This is a genomic window from Pseudomonas syringae, from assembly GCF_023278085.1.
GTDB lineage: Bacteria > Pseudomonadota > Gammaproteobacteria > Pseudomonadales > Pseudomonadaceae > Aquipseudomonas > Aquipseudomonas syringae_Q.
The window spans coordinates 3,391,307-3,409,917 of record NZ_CP066265.1 but is presented as its reverse complement, the minus strand read 5'-3'; the positions used below and the strand labels follow the sequence as shown (position 1 = coordinate 3,409,917).

Genomic DNA, 18,611 nt, shown 5'->3' with positions numbered 1-18,611 from the left:
TGAGACATTCATGAGGCTCTCTGTCGCGCTTCCGCCCGCACCACCATCCACACGCCGATCCCGGACACCGCCATACCCGACGCTATCTGCCAGGACAGCGGTTCGTTGAACATCGCCCAGGCCCAGAGCATCGTCACAGGTGGGCTGAGGTACAGAACGCTGGCGACGCGAGTCGCCGTCGCGCGGCGCAGGCAGACCCAGTAAAGCCCGTAGCCGCCCAGCGTCGCCAGCCCCACTGTCCACAACACGCTCAGTGCAAAGCCGGTACTGGGCACGGGGGCCAGGCTGCCTTGGGTGCCCTGAATAATGGCGAATGCGAAGCTGGAAACACAGCATTGCAGCCACAGGTTGGGCAGCAGGTCCATCGGTGGCGATGCACTGGAGCGTTTTTGCCATAGCGTCGCGACGGCCAGCGAGAACATCCCCAGCAAGGGCAGGCCGTAGGCCCATAAGGGCGCTTCACCCCAGGCCAGTGCGCTGTGGGTGACCAGCACCACGCCGATCAACCCCACCACCAGCCCCGCCCAGATGTGCCAGCTCAATCGCTGCCCGAGAAATACGGCAGCCAGCAACGCCATGCCCATCGGCAGCAGATCGGCAAACAGTGCGGCGAGGCCTGCCGGTACGCCCAGCGCGATGCCTTGTGTAACGCCCGCCACGTAGCCAGTCATTGCCAGCAGACCGATTCCGGCGTTTTTCAGCAACAGGGCAGGCGGGATGTGTAGCAACTGCCTTGCGACAAACGGCAGCAGGATCAGCGTGACTACCACGCAGCGCCAGAACACCACCAGCAACGGCGGCGCGTAATCAAGAGAGAAACGCGCACCGACGAAGCCTGAGCTCCAGGTCAGCAGCAGCGCTGCTTCGAGCAACGGCAGAGGAATGGCCTGATGCCAGGCAGGCCGCGAGGTGTTCGGAGAGATCGATAAGTATTGGTTCATCGACACACGCTAGGTGATCAGCGTAATCTTATAAATAAAAATTATGTGCAGCAGTTATTCGGGAATACTGAAGAATGACGGCAATACTTGATATCGAACTGGTACGCACTTTTCATGCAGTGGCGCGCATCGGGAAGTTTTCTGCGGCGGCCGAGCAACTGCATAAAAGCCCGGCGGCGGTAAGCGTGCACATTCAGCGGCTTGAAGCGGTGGCAGGCGGCCGCTTGCTCAACCGTGATAACCAGGCAGTGTCGTTGACGGCGCTGGGCAAGCGCTTGCTCCTGTCCACGTCAGAGTTGTTGTCCACCCATGACCGGGTGCTGGCTGACCTGCATGGCACCCACCTGGCGGGTCGTATCACCCTGGGGGTTCCGGATGAATACGCGGTGCACGTCATCCGCGACATCCTGCCGGTATTCGCGGCAGCCTGGCCCAATGTGGTGCTGGAATTGAAAACCGCGCCCAGCTACACCCTGCGTGAGCAGGTCATGCGCGGAAAACTGCAGGCAGCGGTCATCGCCCAGCCCAAAGGGCCACTGAATGCTGAAACAGTGTTTCTGGTCTCCACCAAACCGGTCTGGGTCGGGCCGGAAAACACCACGCTGGCGTCGACAGACCCGTTGCCGCTCGCCATGCATGCAGCGCAATGTCCCTATCGTGAAGTGATGGTGGAGACATTCAAACAGGCCGGCCGCAAAACCCGCGTGGTACTGGAGAGCCCGTCCAATCAGGCCGTCAAGGCCTGTGTGGAAGCGGGGCTGGCGATCAGTCTGATTGACCGAAGCGGCGTCACAGACGCCATGCAGATACTTAACGACCTGCCGGAGATAGCCGAGCACGAAATCGTATTTCTGCGCTCGCCTGCCTCACAGGCCGACGAGGCGGTGAGTCTGCTGGCGCAGGCGATGCAGAAGTATTTTCGAATTTAAGCGGGGCAATTACCGCTCAACCATCCTTGAACAAAAAGCTGTAAGCATTCAGCGCCGGAACGCCGCCCAGGTGGGCGTAGAGCACTTTCGAACCTTCGGGGAATTCGCCGTTGCGCACCATGTCGATCATGCCGTGCATGGATTTTCCTTCGTAGACCGGGTCGGTCAATACGCCTTCGAGTCGGGCGCAGAGGCGGATGGCTTCCAGCGTGCCATCGTTGGGCAGGCCGTATTCGGGGTAGGCGTAGCGGGTGTCGAGCACCACGTCTTCGGCGGTGATTTCACGGCCGAGTTCGACCAGTTTTGCGGTGTTGCGGGCAATGCGCAGAACCTGTTCGCGGGTCTTGTCCGGTTTGGCCGAGGCATCGATGCCGATCACCCGGTGCGCACGGCCATCGGCAGCGAAGCCGACCAGCATGCCGGCATGGGTACTGCCGGTGACCGAGCAGACCACGATGTAGTCGAATTTGAAGCCCAACTCTTCTTCCTGCTGACGCACCTCGTCGGCAAAGCGTACAAAACCCAGTCCACCGTAGGGATGTTCCGAGCAACCGGCTGGAATCGGGAACGGTTTGCCGCCACTTTCAACCACGTCAGCCATGGCTTTTTCCCAGCTCGGACGAATGCCGATGTCGAAACCGGCCGAGTCCAGACGCACATCGGCGCCCATGATGCGCGACATTTCGATGTTGCCGACCCGGTCGTACAGCGCGTCCGAGTAGTTGACCCAGTTTTCCTGAACCAGTACGCACTTCATGCCCAGATGCGCCGCTACGGCCGCGACCTGACGGGTCTGGTTGGACTGAATGCCGCCGATGGACACCAGCGTGTCATAGCCGCCCTCGATGGCTTCAGGCACCAGGTATTCCAGTTTACGAGTCTTGTTGCCGCCGAAGGCCAGACCGCTGTTGCAGTCTTCACGCTTGGCATACAACTCGACTTTGCCACCCAGATGCTCGCTCAGGCGTTTCAGCGGCGTGATGGGTGAGGGGCCGAAGGTCAGAGGGTAGCGTTTGAACTTGCTCAGGTTCATATCAGGTCTCCGTCGAGAAGTGGGTGCAGGCGTTAAAGGTCAGGTGCCAGGCTTGATTACATGCCTGAGGTGAGTTCTATGATAGGAAATGGCGTGATAATCGTGGTTGCAAAGAATTGTCTATTTGCAAAATCAGCGTTAGTGTCAGGGGCTTAAAGCGAACTTTTATGTTGTGAAATCGACCATGAAAGCAATAAATGAACGCACCAGGAAGCCGGGTACTGACGCGGCACCGCTGCTGGACCGGATCGACCGCGCCATTCTCAAGACGCTGCAACGGGATGCGTCTATCTCCAATGTGGCGCTCGCCGAAAAGGTCAAACTGAGCCCGCCTGCCTGTTTGCGACGGGTAGAACGGTTGAAAGAGTCGGGGGTCATCAAGGGGGTTGTCGCGCTGCTCAACGGTGATGTGCTGGATGCCGGAATGGTGGTGTTGATCGGCGTCGTGCTGGACCGCTCGACACCGGACTCGTTTGCACAATTCGAAGCGGCGGCGCAGAAGGTTTCCGGCTGCATGGAGTTTCACGTGGTGACCGGCGAGTTCGACTATTTCATGCTGCTGCGCACTAAAGACAGCCAGAGTTTCAACCGTCTGCATGCCGAACAGTTGTTGTATTTGCCGGGCGTCAGGCAGATTCGCTCGTTCATGGGGTTGCGTCAGGTGTTGTCGACCACGCAGTTACCGATCTGATAGTTGTTCAGAGTGCCCGGCCTGGAGTTTGCAGCGTCAAACGTTCACGTCTGACAACGGTCAGAGTTGCTGACTGCAACACGATTGACCCCGGCGCGTGATTCAATAAGCGCCGTTTCTTTTTTTACTTGCTCAAGGATTTTCATTTTGGCTGCTGGAAGCTTGCTTACTCTGCTTGACGATATTGCGACCCTGCTGGATGACGTGGCGCTGGCCACCAAGAAAACCGCAGGCGTGCTGGGCGATGATCTGGCGCTGAATGCCCAGCAGGTCACAGGTGTTACCGCTGATCGCGAGTTGCCGGTGGTCTGGGCGGTGGCCAAGGGGTCCTTGCTCAACAAAGCGATTCTGGTGCCGGCCGCGCTGCTGATCAGTGCCTTCGCACCTTGGGCAATCCTGCCGCTGCTGATGATCGGCGGTGCCTTTTTGTGCTTCGAAGGTTTCGAGAAAATCGCCCATAAATGGCTGCATCCCGAAACGGGTGAGGAGCATGACCAGCGCAAGCAGGCGGCTACCGATGCCTCCGTGGACATGGTTGCGTTTGAAAAGGAACGCATCAAGGGCGCAATTCGTACCGACTTCATTCTTTCGGCGGAAATCATCGTGCTGGCGCTGGGTGTGGTCTCGGCCCGGCCGTTCATGGATCAGGTCGGTGTACTGGTGATTGTTGCCGTACTGATCACCGTCGGCGTTTACGGGCTGGTGGCCGGTATCGTCAAGCTTGACGACCTGGGCCTGTACCTGAAAAAGACCGCAAGCTCGGCTGCACAAAAAATCGGCGGCGCTTTGCTGTGGCTGGCTCCCGTGCTGATGAAGGTACTGTCGATCGTCGGCACTGCAGCCATGTTCATGGTGGGTGGCGGAATTCTGGTGCACGGCCTGCCGTTCGCCCATCATTGGGTCGAAGGCATCACTGAGGCTGCGTCTGCTGCTGTGGGTGGGCTGTCGATGATCGTCCCGACCCTGATCGATGCCATCGCCGGGATCGTTGCCGGTGCCGTGCTGGTGCTGATAGTGACGCTGGTGAGCAAGGTCTGGAAAGCGGCGAGGGAGTGACTGGAGGCTCTGACTCTCGTGCCAATGCTCCGCGTTGGCATGTATCCCGTGACGCTCCGCGTCACAAATCTGCGTTGCGCCGCCCCCTCAAGGCTGGACGCAGAGCGTCCAGAAATGCATGCCCACGCAGAGCGCGGGAACGAGAGCCATCAGCATTACCCGCTTAGAAGAACACCTTGACCAGCAAACTCGCGGTGTTCTGATCGGTGTCGAATGAACTCGTGTCCTTGATGCCGTACTTGTTGGTCCAGTAGTCGTATTCGATACCGACATACAGCTGACGCTCAGGGTAATTCAGCGCCTTGCCCAGGTCATACTTGATCTGTGGGTTGAAGTGCAGGTTGGAGTGGTAAGTGCCGCGTGAGGTCTTGTCGTTATCCACTACCCAGTCCATGAAACCGTCGATCAGCACATCCGATTTGCCGACAGGAATGGTGTAGGACCAGACTGGAGTGATCTGCCATACGCCATCACCTGGACGATTGCCTTCGGTCTGACGCTGGTAGAAGTTCAGCTGGAAGTAGTCGAACCCCGGAATCTTCAAATCAAACGCCGGGCCGATCAGGTAGGACTCGTTATCGCCTTCGCCAAACTCGTAAGTTGCTGCGATCAGCACATCGCTGATCGGGCCGAACTCAAACTTCTGGCCGAATACTTTGCCCAGCGACAGCCGCGGCGAGAATTCGCCGTAGTAGGTGTTATCGCCAGCTGTCGCGTCTTTCTTGCCGTTGTAGAAGATCTTGTCGACGAAGAAGAAGTTGTCGCCGTACTTCCAGCTGTCCGCATGCTCAAAGGTGAACGTCTGCTGATTTTCCGGGTTGACAGCAAAGTCTCGTCCATTGAGATAGGTCAGGCTATTGCTCTGCCACTGGAAGATATCCCCTGCCATGGCGGGTGCGGCGGACAGCAGACTGCTGGCCAGTAACACACTGGAAAACGTACGGTTCATGCGGTGAGCCCCTTGGTATGGATCGTGATTTTGCAGACCGGCGTTCTTTAAGTGACGCCTTGTCTGTTCTTGCAATAATTTGTCTGTCTGGTCAGCTTTGTGTTGTTAGCAAGAGCTGCGCCAATCCGTGAAAAAAGTTTAAGTAATCCCCAAACCGGCACTGATGTGTCGGTTTCAAGTCATTTTTCGAGCTGATGGGATCCTGAATGCTCGGTCAGCCAGTTGGCCGTCCGGTCAGATTCAATGATCAGGAAAGTTATGCGGCGGGTGGGCAGCGGCGGCGGAGGATACTGACTCGCGTCGCCGTGCTCAAGTGCTCCAGAGCAGGGCGTCTGGAGCGAAAACAGGGCATGTGCCCGGTGGTGTCAGTTGATGTGTGCGCCTTGATCGATCCACGCGCCCACCAGATCACGCTCCTGCTGGGTCATCTGGGTGATGTTGCCCAGTGGCATGATCGGCGCCGTGATCGCCTGCGCCTTGATGCGCGGTGCCTGTTGCTGGATCTGTTCCGGCGTATCGAACATCACGCCTGCCGGAGCGACGCTGAATAGCTGGCTGGTCGGCGTGGCCGAGTGGCAGACCGAGCAGCGTTGCTGGATCACCTCATGCACCTTGGTGAAGTCCGCGCCGGCGACTTTGGCAGGCTCCGCCTGGGCGGGCGGAGTCACTGGCTCTGGGGGGTTCTCATCGGCCCGGTGACCGCCGACCGCCGTGCCCGGCAGTGGCTGATAGACGATTTTTGCAGCCGGTTGCGCCGGGCCTGTCACATAGGCCAGGCACAACATGCCCAGCGCAGCGACCGGTAGGGTCCAGGCGAATCGATGGCTGTCATGCCGGGTATTGAAATAGTGCCGCACCAGCACCGCCAGCAGCGCGATGCCCGCCAGAATCAGCCAGTTATATTCACTGCCGTACGTACTCGGAAAGTGATTGCTGATCATGATGAACAGCACTGGCAGCGTGAAGTAATTGTTGTGCCGCGAGCGCAGCAGCCCCTTGGCCGGCAGGCTCGGGTCCGGGGTGCGGTTTTCAGCGATGGCGGCGACCAGCGCGCGCTGCGCCGGCATGATGATGCGAAATACGTTGCCGACCATGATGGTGCCCATGATCGCGCCAACATGCAGGTACGCACCACGACCGCTGAACACCTTGCTGAAGCCATAGGCCGCCGCGACCAGCAGCAGAAACAGGACAACGCCCAACAGGGCAGGGCGCTTGCCCAGTGGCGAATCGCAGAGAAAGCTGTAGATGAACCAGCCGACGAACAATGAACCCAGTCCGATGTGCACGCCTTCGGCACCGCTCAGGCTGCTGCCCGGTGCCAGCAAGTACAGCGTCGGGTTGGCGTAAAACACCACGCACAGCAGCGCGACCCCCGACAGCCAGGTCGAATAGGCTTCCCATTTGAACCAGTGCAGGTTCTCCGGCATGGTCGGTGGCGCGAGCTTGTATTTCTCCAGGTGATAAATGCCACCGCCATGGATCGCCCACAAATCCCCCGACAACCCTTCACGCGGGTTGCTGCGGTTGAGGTTGTTTTCCAGCCAGACAAAGTAGAACGATGCGCCGATCCAGGCGACACCCACAATCATGTGAACCCAGCGCACGCCGAGATTCAGCCATTCCATCAGATGTGCCAGCACAGTGTTTACCCTTCCAGTGGGTTGGGATCGAGAACCAGCAACTGGTGCTCGGCAAAATAATGTTCGTCACAGTTGTTGCCGGAGCCACTGCGATCAACCACCAGAAAATCATCCTGTTTTTCGATCGTCAGCACCGGGTGGTGCCAGACGCCGCGATGGTAATTGACACCCTGCCTGCCGTTGGAGACGAACGCGCGGGTCAACGCCGATTCAGGTGCATCGCCAAGCGGCGCGACTACGATCAGAAACGGCTTGCCGAGCAGCGGAATGAACGCCTGACTGCCCTGCGGATGACGCTCCAGCATGCGGATGGTCAGGGGCATCGGCAGTGCTTCGGCGCGGAAAATACTGATGATCGCCTTGTCATCCGGTTGCGCGGTTTCGACTTCGGCCAGACGATGAAAACGCATGGTCGAGCCGTTGTTGATCATGAAGTGATCGCTGCCGTCGGTTTCGATGACATCACCGAAAGGCGCAAAGGCTTCCTTGGTCAGCGGCTCGATTGTCAGTGTGCGCATGCGGCTTCTTCTTCAATGGTTTTGTTGATCGTGCCAATGCTCCGCGTTATACACACGTCCGCTTTTGATTCTGGCCGAAGGCCGTAGGAGCGAACTTGTTCGCGAAGACGTTGGTCCAAACGCCCTATTTGACTATCGTGGCAACGCTCCGCGTTGACATGCATTTCGTGACGCTCTGCGTCACAACTCTGCGCTGCGCCACCCACTCAAGACAGGACGCAGAGCGTCCGGAAATGCATTCCCACGCGGAGCGTGGGAACGATAATCTGTTGCCTGTTGCCTGTTGCCTGTTGCCTGTTGCCTGTTGCCTGTTGCCTGTTGCCTGTTGCCTTCTGGTGCGCCTTTACCTGGACACCTTGCCCAACACCCGCAACCGGCTCACGCCACCGTCCGGGAAAACATTGAGGCGGATATGGGTGATCGGGCCGATGGCTTTTACCTGCTCGGCGAACTCATGTTCGGCGTGCATGGTGAGTTTCTGGCTTGGCAGCAGTTCGCGCCAGAACAGGCTCTGGGTTTCTATCTGGCTGTCGGTACCGCCTTTGACAAACGCACCCTGGATAGAGCAACTGTCCGGATAGTTGCCCTTGAAGTGCAGGGTGTCGACGATGACTTTTTCGACTTCGCCCTGATGCCCCAGCGCCACGATCACCCAGTCGTTGCCCGGTGTGCGACGGCGTGCGGTTTCCCAACCGTCACCCATATTCACGCCACGGCCGGGGTTGAGGATATTGCTCATGCTGCCGTAATGCTCGTCTGAACAGGCAATCGAACGGCCGCCATTCAGCGCGGCAACCAGGTCGATCTGCTCGCTTTCGCTGACTTTCGACCAGTCGCGATGCGGTACGCCATACACCCGCAGGCGCGCTACGCCGCCGTCCGGGTAGATATTGAAGCGCAGATGGCTGAACGGCTGGTCGTGACTGATTTCATGGTAGTGATGACTGTTGCCCTTCAATTCCACCGACGACAGCACTTCGGTCCACGCCGTGTTTTCGTCCGGCTCGCCTGATGCCAGAAAGCACGCTTCCAGCGACGCAGAAGGCGGGAAGTTGCCGGTGAAGAACGAGGTGTCGATGTCCACGCCTTTGAGGGTGCCCGCCACGCCGAGGCGGATTACCGCGCTGTCATAACCTTCGAAACGCTTGCGGCGCGACTCCCAGCCGTCCATCCACTTGCCGTTGTCATCGAACACGCCTTCTTTCCAGACCGCAGGCGTTGGCTGGAACAGGCGGTTGGCGTCGGCGAACCAGTCATCGGTAACCGAAAGGATTTTTGTGCCCAGACGTGCGTCGGCCAGGTTCACGAACTTCTCGAACGGTGCGGCGTAAACTTTCATGCTTTTTGTCTGCCTTCTGAATACGGTTATGACTGCGACGCGTGAAGCGCCTGTAGACGAAACAGTGCGATCTTGTTGATCTCGGCCAGGGCGCAAGCGAACTCCGCCTCGGGCGAGTGATGGATGCGTTGCTCGAACGCCGCCAGAATTTTATGCCGGTCGCTGCCCTTGACCGCCATGATGAACGGAAAGCCGAAGCGGGCCTTGTAAGCCTCGTTCAGCTCGGTAAAGCGCTGAAATTCTTCAGGCGTGCAAAGGTGGATACCGGCACCCGCCTGTTCATCGGTACTGGCCTGAGTCAGTTCGCCCTGAACCGCAGCCTTGCCTGCCAGGTCCGGGTGAGCCTTGATCAGTGCCAACTGTTGTTCATAAGTGGCATTGAGCAGAATCTCGCTCATGCGCGCATGCAGGGTGGCAAGCTGATCCAGTTCCGGATCTGCGCCTTGGTCAAACGCTTGTTGGGCGATCCATGGCGAGTGCTCGTAGACATCGGCGAAGGTCGCGGTAAACGCATCGCGGCTGAGGGTCGAGGGCTTCAGGTTCTGCAACTCGCTCATAGCGCCGCCTTGGTAAAGGGATGTTCAGTGTGCCAGTGGCGAGCTATGTCCACACGGCGAGTGAACCATACCTGCTCGTGGCCTTTGGCGTATTCGATAAAGCGTTTGAGCGCAGCAAGGCGGGCAGGGCGGCCAATCAGGCGGCAGTGCAGGCCAATCGAAAGCATCTTCGGCGCGTCTTCACCTTCGGCGTACAGCACGTCGAAAGCGTCTTTCAAATACTGAAAGAACTGCTCGCCGTTGTTGAAGCCCTGCACCTGAGTGAAGCGCATGTCATTGGTGTCCAGCGTGTACGGGATCACCAGATGAGGCTTGCCGGTCGGGTTGTTCGGCTCCCAATAAGGCAGGTCGTCGTCATAGGTGTCGCAGTCGTAGAGAAAGCCGCCTTCCTCCATGACCAGCCGCCGTGTATTCGGCCCGGTGCGCCCGGTGTACCAGCCCAGCGGACGTTCACCGCTGATCTCGGTGAGGATCTGGATCGCCTGGCGCATATGCTCGCGCTCTTCGGCTTCGTCCATATTCTGGTAGTCGATCCAGCGGTAGCCATGGCTGCAAATTTCGTGACCGTCAGCAACCATGGCGCGGATCACGTCCGGGTGACGTTGCGCCGCCATGGCAACCGCGAAGATGGTCAGGGGAATGTCGAACTGCCTGAACAGTTTGAGAATGCGCCACACACCGGCACGGCTGCCGTACTCGTACAGCGACTCCATGCTCATGTTGCGCTGGCCTTGCAGCGGCTGCGCGGCGACCATTTCAGAGAGAAAGGCTTCGGACTCCTTGTCGCCGTGCAAGATATTGCGCTCGCCGCCTTCCTCGTAATTCAGCACGAACGACAAGGCGATGCGCGCATTGCCCGGCCAGCGGGGATGAGGCGGGTTGCTGCCGTAACCGATCAGGTCGCGAGGGTATTCAGCACTCACTGCAAGCTTCCTTATGTGCGTGGTATCAGGTGCAATGCGAGAAGCAGGCAAGGCACTGCAAAGTGAAGATTGTATACAATTTGTTTTGCAGGTTGTAACCCTGAACTATTCTTCATCAACGGTCATCGTTGCTCATCAGTTAAGCAAGAAACCTGCCTGACTGGTCAGTTAAAGCAAAAAAACCTGATGATTTTCCTTGGCTTCACTGAAACTGGCGTTCTATCGTCGTGCTTTGTTCAGGTTGATGATCAGCGGCGAATTCATTGTGTACAGGTTTTTGCAAAAGTGTCTTAATCGGTGGCAATTGCACACTGGCGGGCACCCGATTGGTGCGCTGCTTTCGATCACTCGCAGGCAAGGGGCGACGTTTTGGGAAAATTGACCACACACGTGCTGGACTCCGCCCATGGTTGTCCGGGCAGTTCGATTCGTATTGACCTGTATCGCGTCGACGATCAGCAGTTGCTGCACATCGTCAGCGTCGTGACCAACAGTGATGGACGCTGCGATGCGCCGTTGCTGCAAGGCGACGACTATCAGTCTGGCGTGTATCAGTTGCACTTTCAGGCGGGCGATTACTACCGCGCACGAGGCGTGGTGCTGAACGAACCCGCGTTTCTCGATGAGGTGGTGCTGCGCTTCGGTATTGATGCAGGTCAGGAACATTTTCATGTGCCGCTGTTAATCTCGCCCTACAGCTACTCGACTTACAGAGGCAGCTGACTCTCTTGCCCGCCCCACACTGCGGGCTTTTTTTCGCGCGCGTTTCCTGAGCCGCGTCCTGTTGCCGGCCTGTGTACAATGCGCCAGCCCCGACGCCGTCATCCATTCGCGCACGAGTATTCATGAACGATCAGTCCCTGCCCCTCAAGAAACAGCCGCGCAGCCTCGACAGTAGCCGCAGCGTTACTCAGGACGATGTCGTTTACGAGCACATTTTCGATGCAATTCTCGAGCAGCGCCTGGCGCCCGGCACCCGGTTGAGTGAAGAGGCACTGGGCGAAATTTTCGGTGTCAGCCGCACCATCATTCGTCGGGCGCTGTCGCGGCTGGGGCACGAAGGCGTTGTGCTGTTGCGCCCCAATCGCGGTGCAGTGGTCGCCAGCCCCAGTGTCGAAGAGGCGCGTCAGGTGTTCTTCGCCCGGCGCATGGTCGAGCAAGCCATCACTGAGCTGGCCGTCGAACATGCCACTGCCGAACAGCTGGCCGAGCTGCGCCAAATGGTCAGCGACGAGCGCGACAGCTTTGCCCGCGGTGACCGGGGCGCGGGCATTCGTTTGTCCGGGGAATTCCATCTGCAACTGGCGGTGGCTGCGAAGAACGCGCCATTGATCAGCTTTCAGCGCAGCCTGGTGTCGCAGACTTCACTGATCATTGCCCAGTACGAAACCGGCAGCCGCACGCACTGTTCCTATGATGAGCACACCCAACTCATCGATGCCATTGAAGCCCGCGATGCTCCGCTGGCCGTCGAATTGATGATGCATCACATGGACCATATCGACAGCAAACTCAACCTCGACCAGGACAGCGCCTCGGATGATTTGCAGGCGGTGTTTTCGCATGTGCTGGGCAAGAAAAGGCCGGGACGGTAAGGCTGCTCATCCGGAAATTTCTCGTTCCTCACGCTCTAGCGTGGGAATGCGTTGGGTGACGCGCCGCGTCACAGATCTGCGCAGCGCCACACACTCAAGATCGGACGCAGAGCGTCCAGAAATGCATGCCAACGCAGAGCATTGGCACGGTAGCCAATCACATTCGCTTCAACCCCGTTCATGCACCAACCGACCACCCGACCAAGTCTGTTTCACGGTCCGGTCGTCGCCAATTGTCATCAGCACAAACAGAATCTCTTCGATGCCTTTCGCCTGCTTAAGCCGATAGGACAGTAAAGGCGTGGCGTCGTAATCAAGCACCAGAAAGTCGGCCTCGTTGCCGGGTTTGAGGCTGCCGACCTTGTCTTCCAGGCGCAGCGCGCGTGCGCCGCCCAGCGTTGCCAGATGCAGCGATTTGAACGGGTTCAGGCGTGCGCCCTGCATCTGCATGACTTTGTAGGCTTCGTTCAGGGTCTGCAGAATCGAAAAGCTGGTGCCGCCGCCCACGTCGGTGCCCAGGCCGACATTGACCTTGTGCTTCTCGGCCATTGGCAGATTGAACAGGCCGCTGCCCAGAAACAGGTTGGAGGTCGGGCAGAAGGCGATGGCCGAGCCGGTCTGCGCGAGGCGCGCGCACTGTTCGTCGCACAGGTGTACGCCATGGGCAAATACCGAGCGCTCGCTCAGCAGGTTGAAGTGGTCATAGACGTCCAGGTAATGCTTGCGCTCTGGGAACAGGGCCTTGACCCACTCGATCTCCTGAAGGTTTTCGCTGATGTGGGTCTGCATGTACAGGCCGGGGTACTCGGTCAGCAACTGGCCAGCCAGACTCAACTGTTCCGGGCTGCTGGTCGGCGCGAAGCGCGGGGTCACGGCGTAGCTCAGGCGACCCTTGCCATGCCAGCGTTCGATCAACGCTTTGCTATCGGCGTAGCTGGAGGCTGGCGTATCGACCAGGTAATCCGGTGCGTTGCGGTCCATCATCACTTTGCCAGCGATCATGCGCAGATCGAGTGCTTGCGCCGCGCTGAAAAACGCTTCCACAGACTCCTTGTGTACGCTGCCGAATACCAGTGCCGTGGTGGTGCCGTTGCGCAGCAGCTCCTTGATGAAGATGTCCGCGACCTGCGCCGAATGCGCGGGGTCGGCAAACTGGCTTTCACAGGGAAACGTGTAGGTGTTGAGCCAGTCCAGCAGTTGCGCGCCATACGCGCCGATCATGCCGGTTTGCGGCAAATGAATATGCGTGTCGATGAAGCCCGGCGTGATCAGGGCGTTCTGATACTCGATCAGCTCGACCTCACTGTCGAGGCCGTCGAGCAGGTCAGCGGCATGGCCCACCGACACAATTTTACCGTCCTCGACCAGCAGCAGGCCGTCGGCGAAGTATTCATAAGACGCTTCGATCGCTACTTCAGCCGGGTCGGCAATGCTGTGGACGATGGCGGCGCGGTAGGCTTTACGGCTGGACACTGAACTCATGGCACTCTCGTTGTGACTGACTGCGGTCATTGCGACTGGCTGCGGCGTGAGGCAGGCAGCAGTCTGGCAATAGGTTTTGCGTTGGCACTCTGTTGGCCAAAGCTGACGTTGTAGGTGGCGATCACTTCTGCGGCGATAGACACTGCAATCTCGATGGGCAACTTGCCTTTGACCTCGGCCAGGCCCATAGGGCAACGCATGCGTTGCAGCAGGCTGGCGTCGAATCCGCGTTCACGCAAGCGATGCTCGAACTTGACCCGTTTCGTCTTCGAGCCGATCAACCCGAAATAACCGAAGTCACCTCGCGTGAGGATGGTGGCGGTCAGCTCCAGGTCGAGCTGATGGTTGTGAGTCATTACGATGCAGTAAGTGCCGACGGGCAACTGCGCAACTTCATCGACGGGCTCATCGTTGAGGATCTTCAGCACGCCCTCGGGCATTGTTTCCGGGAATTCGTGTTCACGGCTGTCGATCCAGCGCACGCGGCAGGGCAGGCTGGCCAGCAAGGGCACCAGCGCGCGGCCGACATGACCAGCGCCGAACACTGCGATCTGAGCAACGGGCTCGCCCATCGGTTCGAACAGCAGCACGTTGACGCCACCGCAACACTGACCGAGGCTTGCGCCCAGATTGAAGCGTTCGAGCCGGGTCTGCCGGGTGCCGCTGGCCAGCATCTCGCGGGCGATTTCCATGGCCTTGTATTCCAGATGCCCACCGCCGATGGTGTCGTAGATGCGCTCGGCACAGACCACCATTTTCGACCCGGCGTTCCGCGGCGTCGAACCCAGCTCCTCGATGATCGTTACCAGAATGCCAGGTTCCCTGCGGGCCTGAAGCTCGGCCAGGGCACTGATCCAGTTATTCATGACGGGTGCGCTCTGCAATGTGCAACTGACGCATCTGCTCGCACCCCCACAGCACTTTTTCCGGCGTCGCCGGGGCATCGATGTTCGGCTGATGACGGTAATCGCCCAGGCTCGCCACTGCGTCCTTGATTGCACACCATGCGGCGATGCCGAGCATGAAGGGCGGCTCGCCCACGGCTTTGGAATGGAACACCGTGTCTTCCGGATTCTTGCGGTTTTCGACCAGCTTGACCCGCAAGTCCAGCGGCATGTCGGCGACCGCCGGGATCTTGTACGACGCCGGGCCGCTGGTCATCAGTTTGCCTTTGTCATTCCACACCAGCTCCTCGGTAGTCAGCCAGCCTGCGCCCTGAATGTAGCCGCCTTCGACCTGGCCGATGTCGATGGCCGGGTTCAGCGAAGCGCCGACGTCGTGCAGGATGTCGGTGCGCAAGGTTTTGTATTCGCCGGTCAGGGTGTCGACGATCACCTCGACGCAGGCGGCACCAAACGCGTAGTAATAGAAAGGCCGGCCACGTGCCTGGCTGCGGTCATAAAAAATCTTCGGCGTCTTGTAGTAGCCGGTGCTGGACAGCGACACCTGCCCCATCCACGCCAGTTGCGCCAGCTCGGCAAAGGGCAAAACGATCTCACCGATCCGCACATGGCCGTTACGAAATTCGACTTCGGTTTCCGCCACCTCGTAATGCCGGGCGGCGAATTCGACCAGACGCTGCTTGAGGATTTCCGCAGCATTCTGCGCCGCCTTGCCATTCAGGTCGGTGCCGCTTGAGGCGGCAGTCGGCGAGGTGTTCGGCACCTTGTCGGTGTTGGTTGCCGTGATCTGAATGCGCTCGATATCCACTTGAAACACTTCCGCCACGACTTGCGCGACCTTGGTGTTCAGGCCCTGGCCCATTTCGGTGCCGCCGTGGTTCAGGTGGATGCTGCCGTCGGTGTAGATATGGATCAGCGCACCGGCCTGATTGAGGAAGCTGGCGGTAAAGGAAATGCCAAATTTGACCGGCGTCAGCGCCAGGCCTTTTTTCAGGATCGGACTGTTGGCGTTGAAGGTCCGAATGGCTGCGCGGCGCTCGACGTACTGGCTGCTTTGCTCCAGATCCGCGGTCATTTCTTCCAGCAGATTGTGCTCGACGGTCTGATAGTAATGAGTGACGTTGCGCTCGGTTTTGCCGTAGTAATTGGCTTTGCGCACCGCCAGCGGGTCCTTGCCCAGAAAGCGCGCAATGCAGTCCATGACTTCTTCGATCGCCACCATGCCTTGCGGGCCGCCGAAGCCTCGGTAGGCGGTGTTGGACGCCGTGTGGGTCTTGCAGCGATGACCATTGACCGTCGCTTCGCCCAGGTAATAGGCGTTGTCGGCATGGAACATGGCGCGGTCGACGATAGACGCCGACAGGTCTGGCGAATAGCCGCAGTTGGCGGCCAGATCCAGTTCGATGCCTTGCAGCCGGCCCTCGTCATCAAAGCCCACGTCGTATTCGATGTAAAACGGATGGCGCTTGCCGGTCATCTGCATGTCTTCGAAGCGTTGCAGGCGCATCTTGGTCGGCTGCCCGGTCAGGCGCGCAATCACCGCGCACAGGCAGGCCGGGCTGGCCGCCTGGGTTTCCTTGCCACCAAAGCCACCGCCCATGCGCCGCATGTCGACCACGATATGGTTCATCGGCACGTCCAGCACTTCGGCTACCAGTTTCTGGATCTCGGTGGGGTTCTGGGTCGAGCAGTAAACAATCATGCCGCCGTCTTCAGTCGGCATGACCGAAGAAATCTGCGTCTCCAGATAGAAATGTTCCTGGCCACCAATGTGCAGATTGCCTTGCAAACGATGGGTTGCAGCTTCCAGAGCCGCTGCAGAGTCGCCGCGCTTGTGGGTGTGGCTGTCGAGCACGAAATGCTTCTGGCGCAACGCCTGAACCACATCCAGTACGGGTTCCAGATCCTCGTACTCGATGATCGCCGCCATCGCCGCCTGGCGCGCGACATCCAGATCGCGCGCGGCCACAGCGAGCACTGGCTGGCCGAGGAACTCCACCTTGTCGATGGCCAGCAACGGGTCGCCCGGCAGCAGCGGCCCGATGTCCTTCAGGCCGGGAATATCCTCATGGGTGATCGCAATTCGTACGCCTTCAAAGGCGTAGCAGGGCGCCGTGTCGATGCTGATGATCCGCGCATGGGCGCGGTCCGACATTCGTGCATACACATGCAGCTGATTGGGAAACTCCAGGCGGTCGTCGATATACACCGCTTCGCCAGACACGTGTTTGTCGGCGCTGTCGTGCTTCACGCTACGGCCAACACCGGTGCTCAAGCCCTGTTGAAACAGCGCCAGCATCTCGGCCTGGGTCGGTTGCGGGCTGTGCTTAGACATAGTCGGTCACCCGCGTTGCTACGGCTGGATGCTGCACTTCGATGAAGTATTTGCGCAGCAGGTTCTGGGCGCTCAGCAAGCGGTATTCCTTGCTCGCGCGGAAATCCGACAGCGGGGTGAAATCTTCGCTCAGGGCCGCACAGGCATGCTCGACGGTTTCGTTGTTCCACTGCTTGCCGATCAAGGCCCGCTCGCAGGCCGCAGCGCGTTTCGGAATCGCCGCCATGCCGCCAAACGCCACGCGTGCTTCGCGAATCACGCCGTCTTCGAGGGTCAGGCGAAACGCCGCACAGACCGCCGAGATGTCATCGTCCAGTCGTTTGGAGACTTTGTAGGCGCGAAACGTCTGCCGGGGATTGGCGGTCGGCACGATGATCTTTTCGATGAACTCACTTGCCTGGCGTGCGGTGACCTTGTAATCGATGAAGTAGTCTTCCAGCGCTAGGGTGCGCTGAGTACTGCCCTTGCGCAGCACGATCTGTGCGCCGAGGGCGATCAGCAGCGGCGGGGAGTCACCAATCGGTGAGGCGTTGCCGATGTTGCCGCCCAGTGTGCCCTGATTGCGAATCTGCAACGAGGCGAAGCGCTGCAACAGCTCGCCAAAGTCCGGGTATTCAGCGTTCAGCGCCGCGTAGCAATCGGTCAGCGGCGTGGCCGCACCGATTTCCAGGCGGTCGTCAAAGCGCTCGACGCGCTTCATCTCGGCGATGTGCCCGACGTAAATCATGGCAGGCAATGGTTTGTGAAACTGGGTCACTTCCAGCGCCAGATCGGTGCCGCCTGCCAGCAGCCGGGCCTGCGGGTTGGCCTGATACAGGTTGGCAAGATCCGCCACAGTCAGCGGGATCAGGCAGTGTTTTTCGCCGTCGTCGAGTTCACCGGTCTGGTCTGGCGTGATCGCACGCAGGCGCTCGATGGTCTGCGCCTGGCGCTGATCGAACTGGTCAGGCAGACGCTGAGCGCAAGACTGCTCGGCAGCGGCCAGAATCGGTCGATAGCCGGTGCAACGACACAGGTTGCCGGCCAGCGCTTCGTGGGCCTGATGCGCGTCGGCGTCGGTGCTGTTCTTTTGCAAGGCAAACAGCGACATCACAAAGCCTGGCGTGCAGAAGCCGCATTGTGAGCCATGACACTCGACCATGGCCTTTTGCACGCTGTGCAACTGGCCCTGATGCTTGAGGTCTTCGACGCTGATCAATTGCTTGCCATGCAGCGACGCCACAAAGGTCAGGCACGAATTGAGGCTGCGGTAACGTAATTGTTGCCGGCCATCCGCGTCGCTGTGCAGCTCGCCGACGACCACCGTGCAGGCGCCACAGTCACCGCTGGCGCAACCTTCCTTGGTACCGGGCTTGTGTGCCTGCTCACGCAGGTAGGTCAGCACGGTCATGTTCGGATTCAGGGCGCGCTCGGTTTTTAGCTCTTGGTTCAAAAGGAACTGAATCACGGCGCAAAGCCCTCACATTTATTGTCATCAGACATGTCGATGAATCTATCAGCTCTGTTTATTGGGTCAATTTGTTTCTGACCTGAAAGTCAGGAAATTCAGTTTTTCGTCGATCTGCCGATCAAAGGCAGCGTGGTTCTTGCATCGTCCGCCGGGCGATGTCCAAGGTTTTGCTCATTTCGTGCCAGTTTCCGCGTTTATGGCCCTGCGCCACTCACGCCGGTTGCGATACACTTCGCGGCTAGCAGCAGAACTGGTCTTTTTGAAGGAT

The 18,611-nt window shown here is 59.1% G+C and carries 17 protein-coding genes; 5 read left to right on the top strand and 12 right to left on the bottom strand.

Annotated features, from left to right (window positions below; translation table 11 throughout):
- Positions 1 to 8 precede the first annotated feature (8 nt).
- Positions 9 to 941: a DMT family transporter gene (locus I9H07_RS15140; protein ID WP_236425372.1), complete on the bottom strand. Its 933-nt coding sequence runs from the start codon at positions 939 to 941 to the stop codon at positions 9 to 11.
- A gap of 74 nt (positions 942 to 1,015) precedes the next feature.
- On the opposite strand from I9H07_RS15140, the gene I9H07_RS15135 reads away from it, so the two are divergent.
- Positions 1,016 to 1,870, top strand: coding sequence for a LysR family transcriptional regulator (locus tag I9H07_RS15135; protein WP_236425371.1), 855 nt, complete (start codon positions 1,016 to 1,018; stop codon positions 1,868 to 1,870).
- Positions 1,871 to 1,886: 16 nt separating this feature from the next.
- Here the strand turns inward: I9H07_RS15135 and I9H07_RS15130 are convergent, their stop codons facing one another.
- Complete coding sequence (locus tag I9H07_RS15130) at positions 1,887 to 2,903, bottom strand: 1-aminocyclopropane-1-carboxylate deaminase (protein WP_024672013.1); 1,017 nt, start codon at positions 2,901 to 2,903, stop codon at positions 1,887 to 1,889.
- Positions 2,904 to 3,087: 184 nt separating this feature from the next.
- Here I9H07_RS15130 and I9H07_RS15125 point away from each other — a divergent pair, with 184 nt between their 5' ends.
- Together I9H07_RS15125 and I9H07_RS15120 are read left to right on the top strand one after the other, a co-directional pair.
- Positions 3,088 to 3,594 carry an Lrp/AsnC family transcriptional regulator gene (locus I9H07_RS15125; RefSeq protein WP_024672014.1) on the top strand — a complete coding sequence of 169 codons (507 nt, stop codon included), beginning with the start codon at positions 3,088 to 3,090 and terminating at the stop codon, positions 3,592 to 3,594.
- A gap of 147 nt (positions 3,595 to 3,741) precedes the next feature.
- The gene (locus tag I9H07_RS15120) at positions 3,742 to 4,650 is read left to right on the top strand and encodes a DUF808 domain-containing protein (RefSeq protein ID WP_058825084.1); all 909 of its coding nucleotides are present in this window, start codon (positions 3,742 to 3,744) and stop codon (positions 4,648 to 4,650) included.
- 163 nt (positions 4,651 to 4,813) lie between these two features.
- On the opposite strand, the gene I9H07_RS15115 is transcribed toward I9H07_RS15120, so the two are convergent.
- The 6 genes from I9H07_RS15115 to puuE all read right to left on the bottom strand — a co-directional run bounded on the left by I9H07_RS15115 (position 4,814) and on the right by puuE (position 10,579).
- Positions 4,814 to 5,599, bottom strand: a complete 786-nt coding sequence (locus I9H07_RS15115; RefSeq protein WP_024673698.1) for an outer membrane protein OmpK — start codon at positions 5,597 to 5,599, stop codon at positions 4,814 to 4,816.
- Positions 5,600 to 5,964: 365 nt separating this feature from the next.
- A complete protein-coding gene (locus tag I9H07_RS15110) occupies positions 5,965 to 7,242 on the bottom strand; it encodes a urate hydroxylase PuuD (protein WP_236427092.1) in 1,278 nt (425 codons plus the stop codon).
- A 5-nt stretch (positions 7,243 to 7,247) separates the two neighbouring features.
- A complete protein-coding gene (locus tag I9H07_RS15105; RefSeq protein WP_024673700.1) occupies positions 7,248 to 7,760 on the bottom strand; it encodes an ureidoglycolate lyase in 513 nt (170 codons plus the stop codon).
- Between the two features lie 343 nt (positions 7,761 to 8,103).
- The gene (gene alc, locus I9H07_RS15100; protein ID WP_024673555.1) at positions 8,104 to 9,099 is read right to left on the bottom strand and encodes an allantoicase; all 996 of its coding nucleotides are present in this window, start codon (positions 9,097 to 9,099) and stop codon (positions 8,104 to 8,106) included.
- Positions 9,100 to 9,125: 26 nt separating this feature from the next.
- Positions 9,126 to 9,656: a 2-oxo-4-hydroxy-4-carboxy-5-ureidoimidazoline decarboxylase gene (gene uraD, locus I9H07_RS15095; RefSeq protein WP_236425440.1), complete on the bottom strand. Its 531-nt coding sequence runs from the start codon at positions 9,654 to 9,656 to the stop codon at positions 9,126 to 9,128.
- Entirely contained in the window at positions 9,653 to 10,579 is a 927-nt protein-coding gene (puuE, locus tag I9H07_RS15090) for an allantoinase PuuE (protein WP_236425441.1), read from the bottom strand. Before puuE ends, uraD begins: the two co-directional genes overlap by 4 nt.
- A gap of 369 nt (positions 10,580 to 10,948) precedes the next feature.
- On the opposite strand from puuE, the gene uraH reads away from it, so the two are divergent.
- Both uraH and I9H07_RS15080 read left to right on the top strand, forming a co-directional pair.
- Positions 10,949 to 11,302, top strand: coding sequence for a hydroxyisourate hydrolase (uraH, locus tag I9H07_RS15085; protein WP_024647445.1), 354 nt, complete (start codon positions 10,949 to 10,951; stop codon positions 11,300 to 11,302).
- A gap of 122 nt (positions 11,303 to 11,424) precedes the next feature.
- Positions 11,425 to 12,174 (top strand): GntR family transcriptional regulator, encoded by a 750-nt coding sequence (locus tag I9H07_RS15080; RefSeq protein ID WP_236425442.1) that lies wholly within the window; start codon positions 11,425 to 11,427, stop codon positions 12,172 to 12,174.
- 168 nt (positions 12,175 to 12,342) lie between these two features.
- Here the strand turns inward: I9H07_RS15080 and guaD are convergent, their stop codons facing one another.
- The 4 genes from guaD to xdhA are packed head-to-tail and all read right to left on the bottom strand — an operon-like array spanning position 12,343 to position 18,340.
- Entirely contained in the window at positions 12,343 to 13,656 is a 1,314-nt protein-coding gene (gene guaD / locus I9H07_RS15075; protein WP_236425443.1) for a guanine deaminase, read from the bottom strand.
- 26 nt (positions 13,657 to 13,682) lie between these two features.
- Positions 13,683 to 14,522: a xanthine dehydrogenase accessory protein XdhC gene (gene xdhC / locus I9H07_RS15070; RefSeq protein WP_236425444.1), complete on the bottom strand. Its 840-nt coding sequence runs from the start codon at positions 14,520 to 14,522 to the stop codon at positions 13,683 to 13,685.
- Positions 14,515 to 16,893 (bottom strand): xanthine dehydrogenase molybdopterin binding subunit, encoded by a 2,379-nt coding sequence (gene xdhB / locus I9H07_RS15065; protein WP_236425445.1) that lies wholly within the window; start codon positions 16,891 to 16,893, stop codon positions 14,515 to 14,517. Before xdhB ends, xdhC begins: the two co-directional genes overlap by 8 nt.
- Complete coding sequence (gene xdhA, locus I9H07_RS15060) at positions 16,886 to 18,340, bottom strand: xanthine dehydrogenase small subunit (protein ID WP_236425446.1); 1,455 nt, start codon at positions 18,338 to 18,340, stop codon at positions 16,886 to 16,888. Before xdhA ends, xdhB begins: the two co-directional genes overlap by 8 nt.
- Positions 18,341 to 18,611 lie beyond the last annotated feature (271 nt).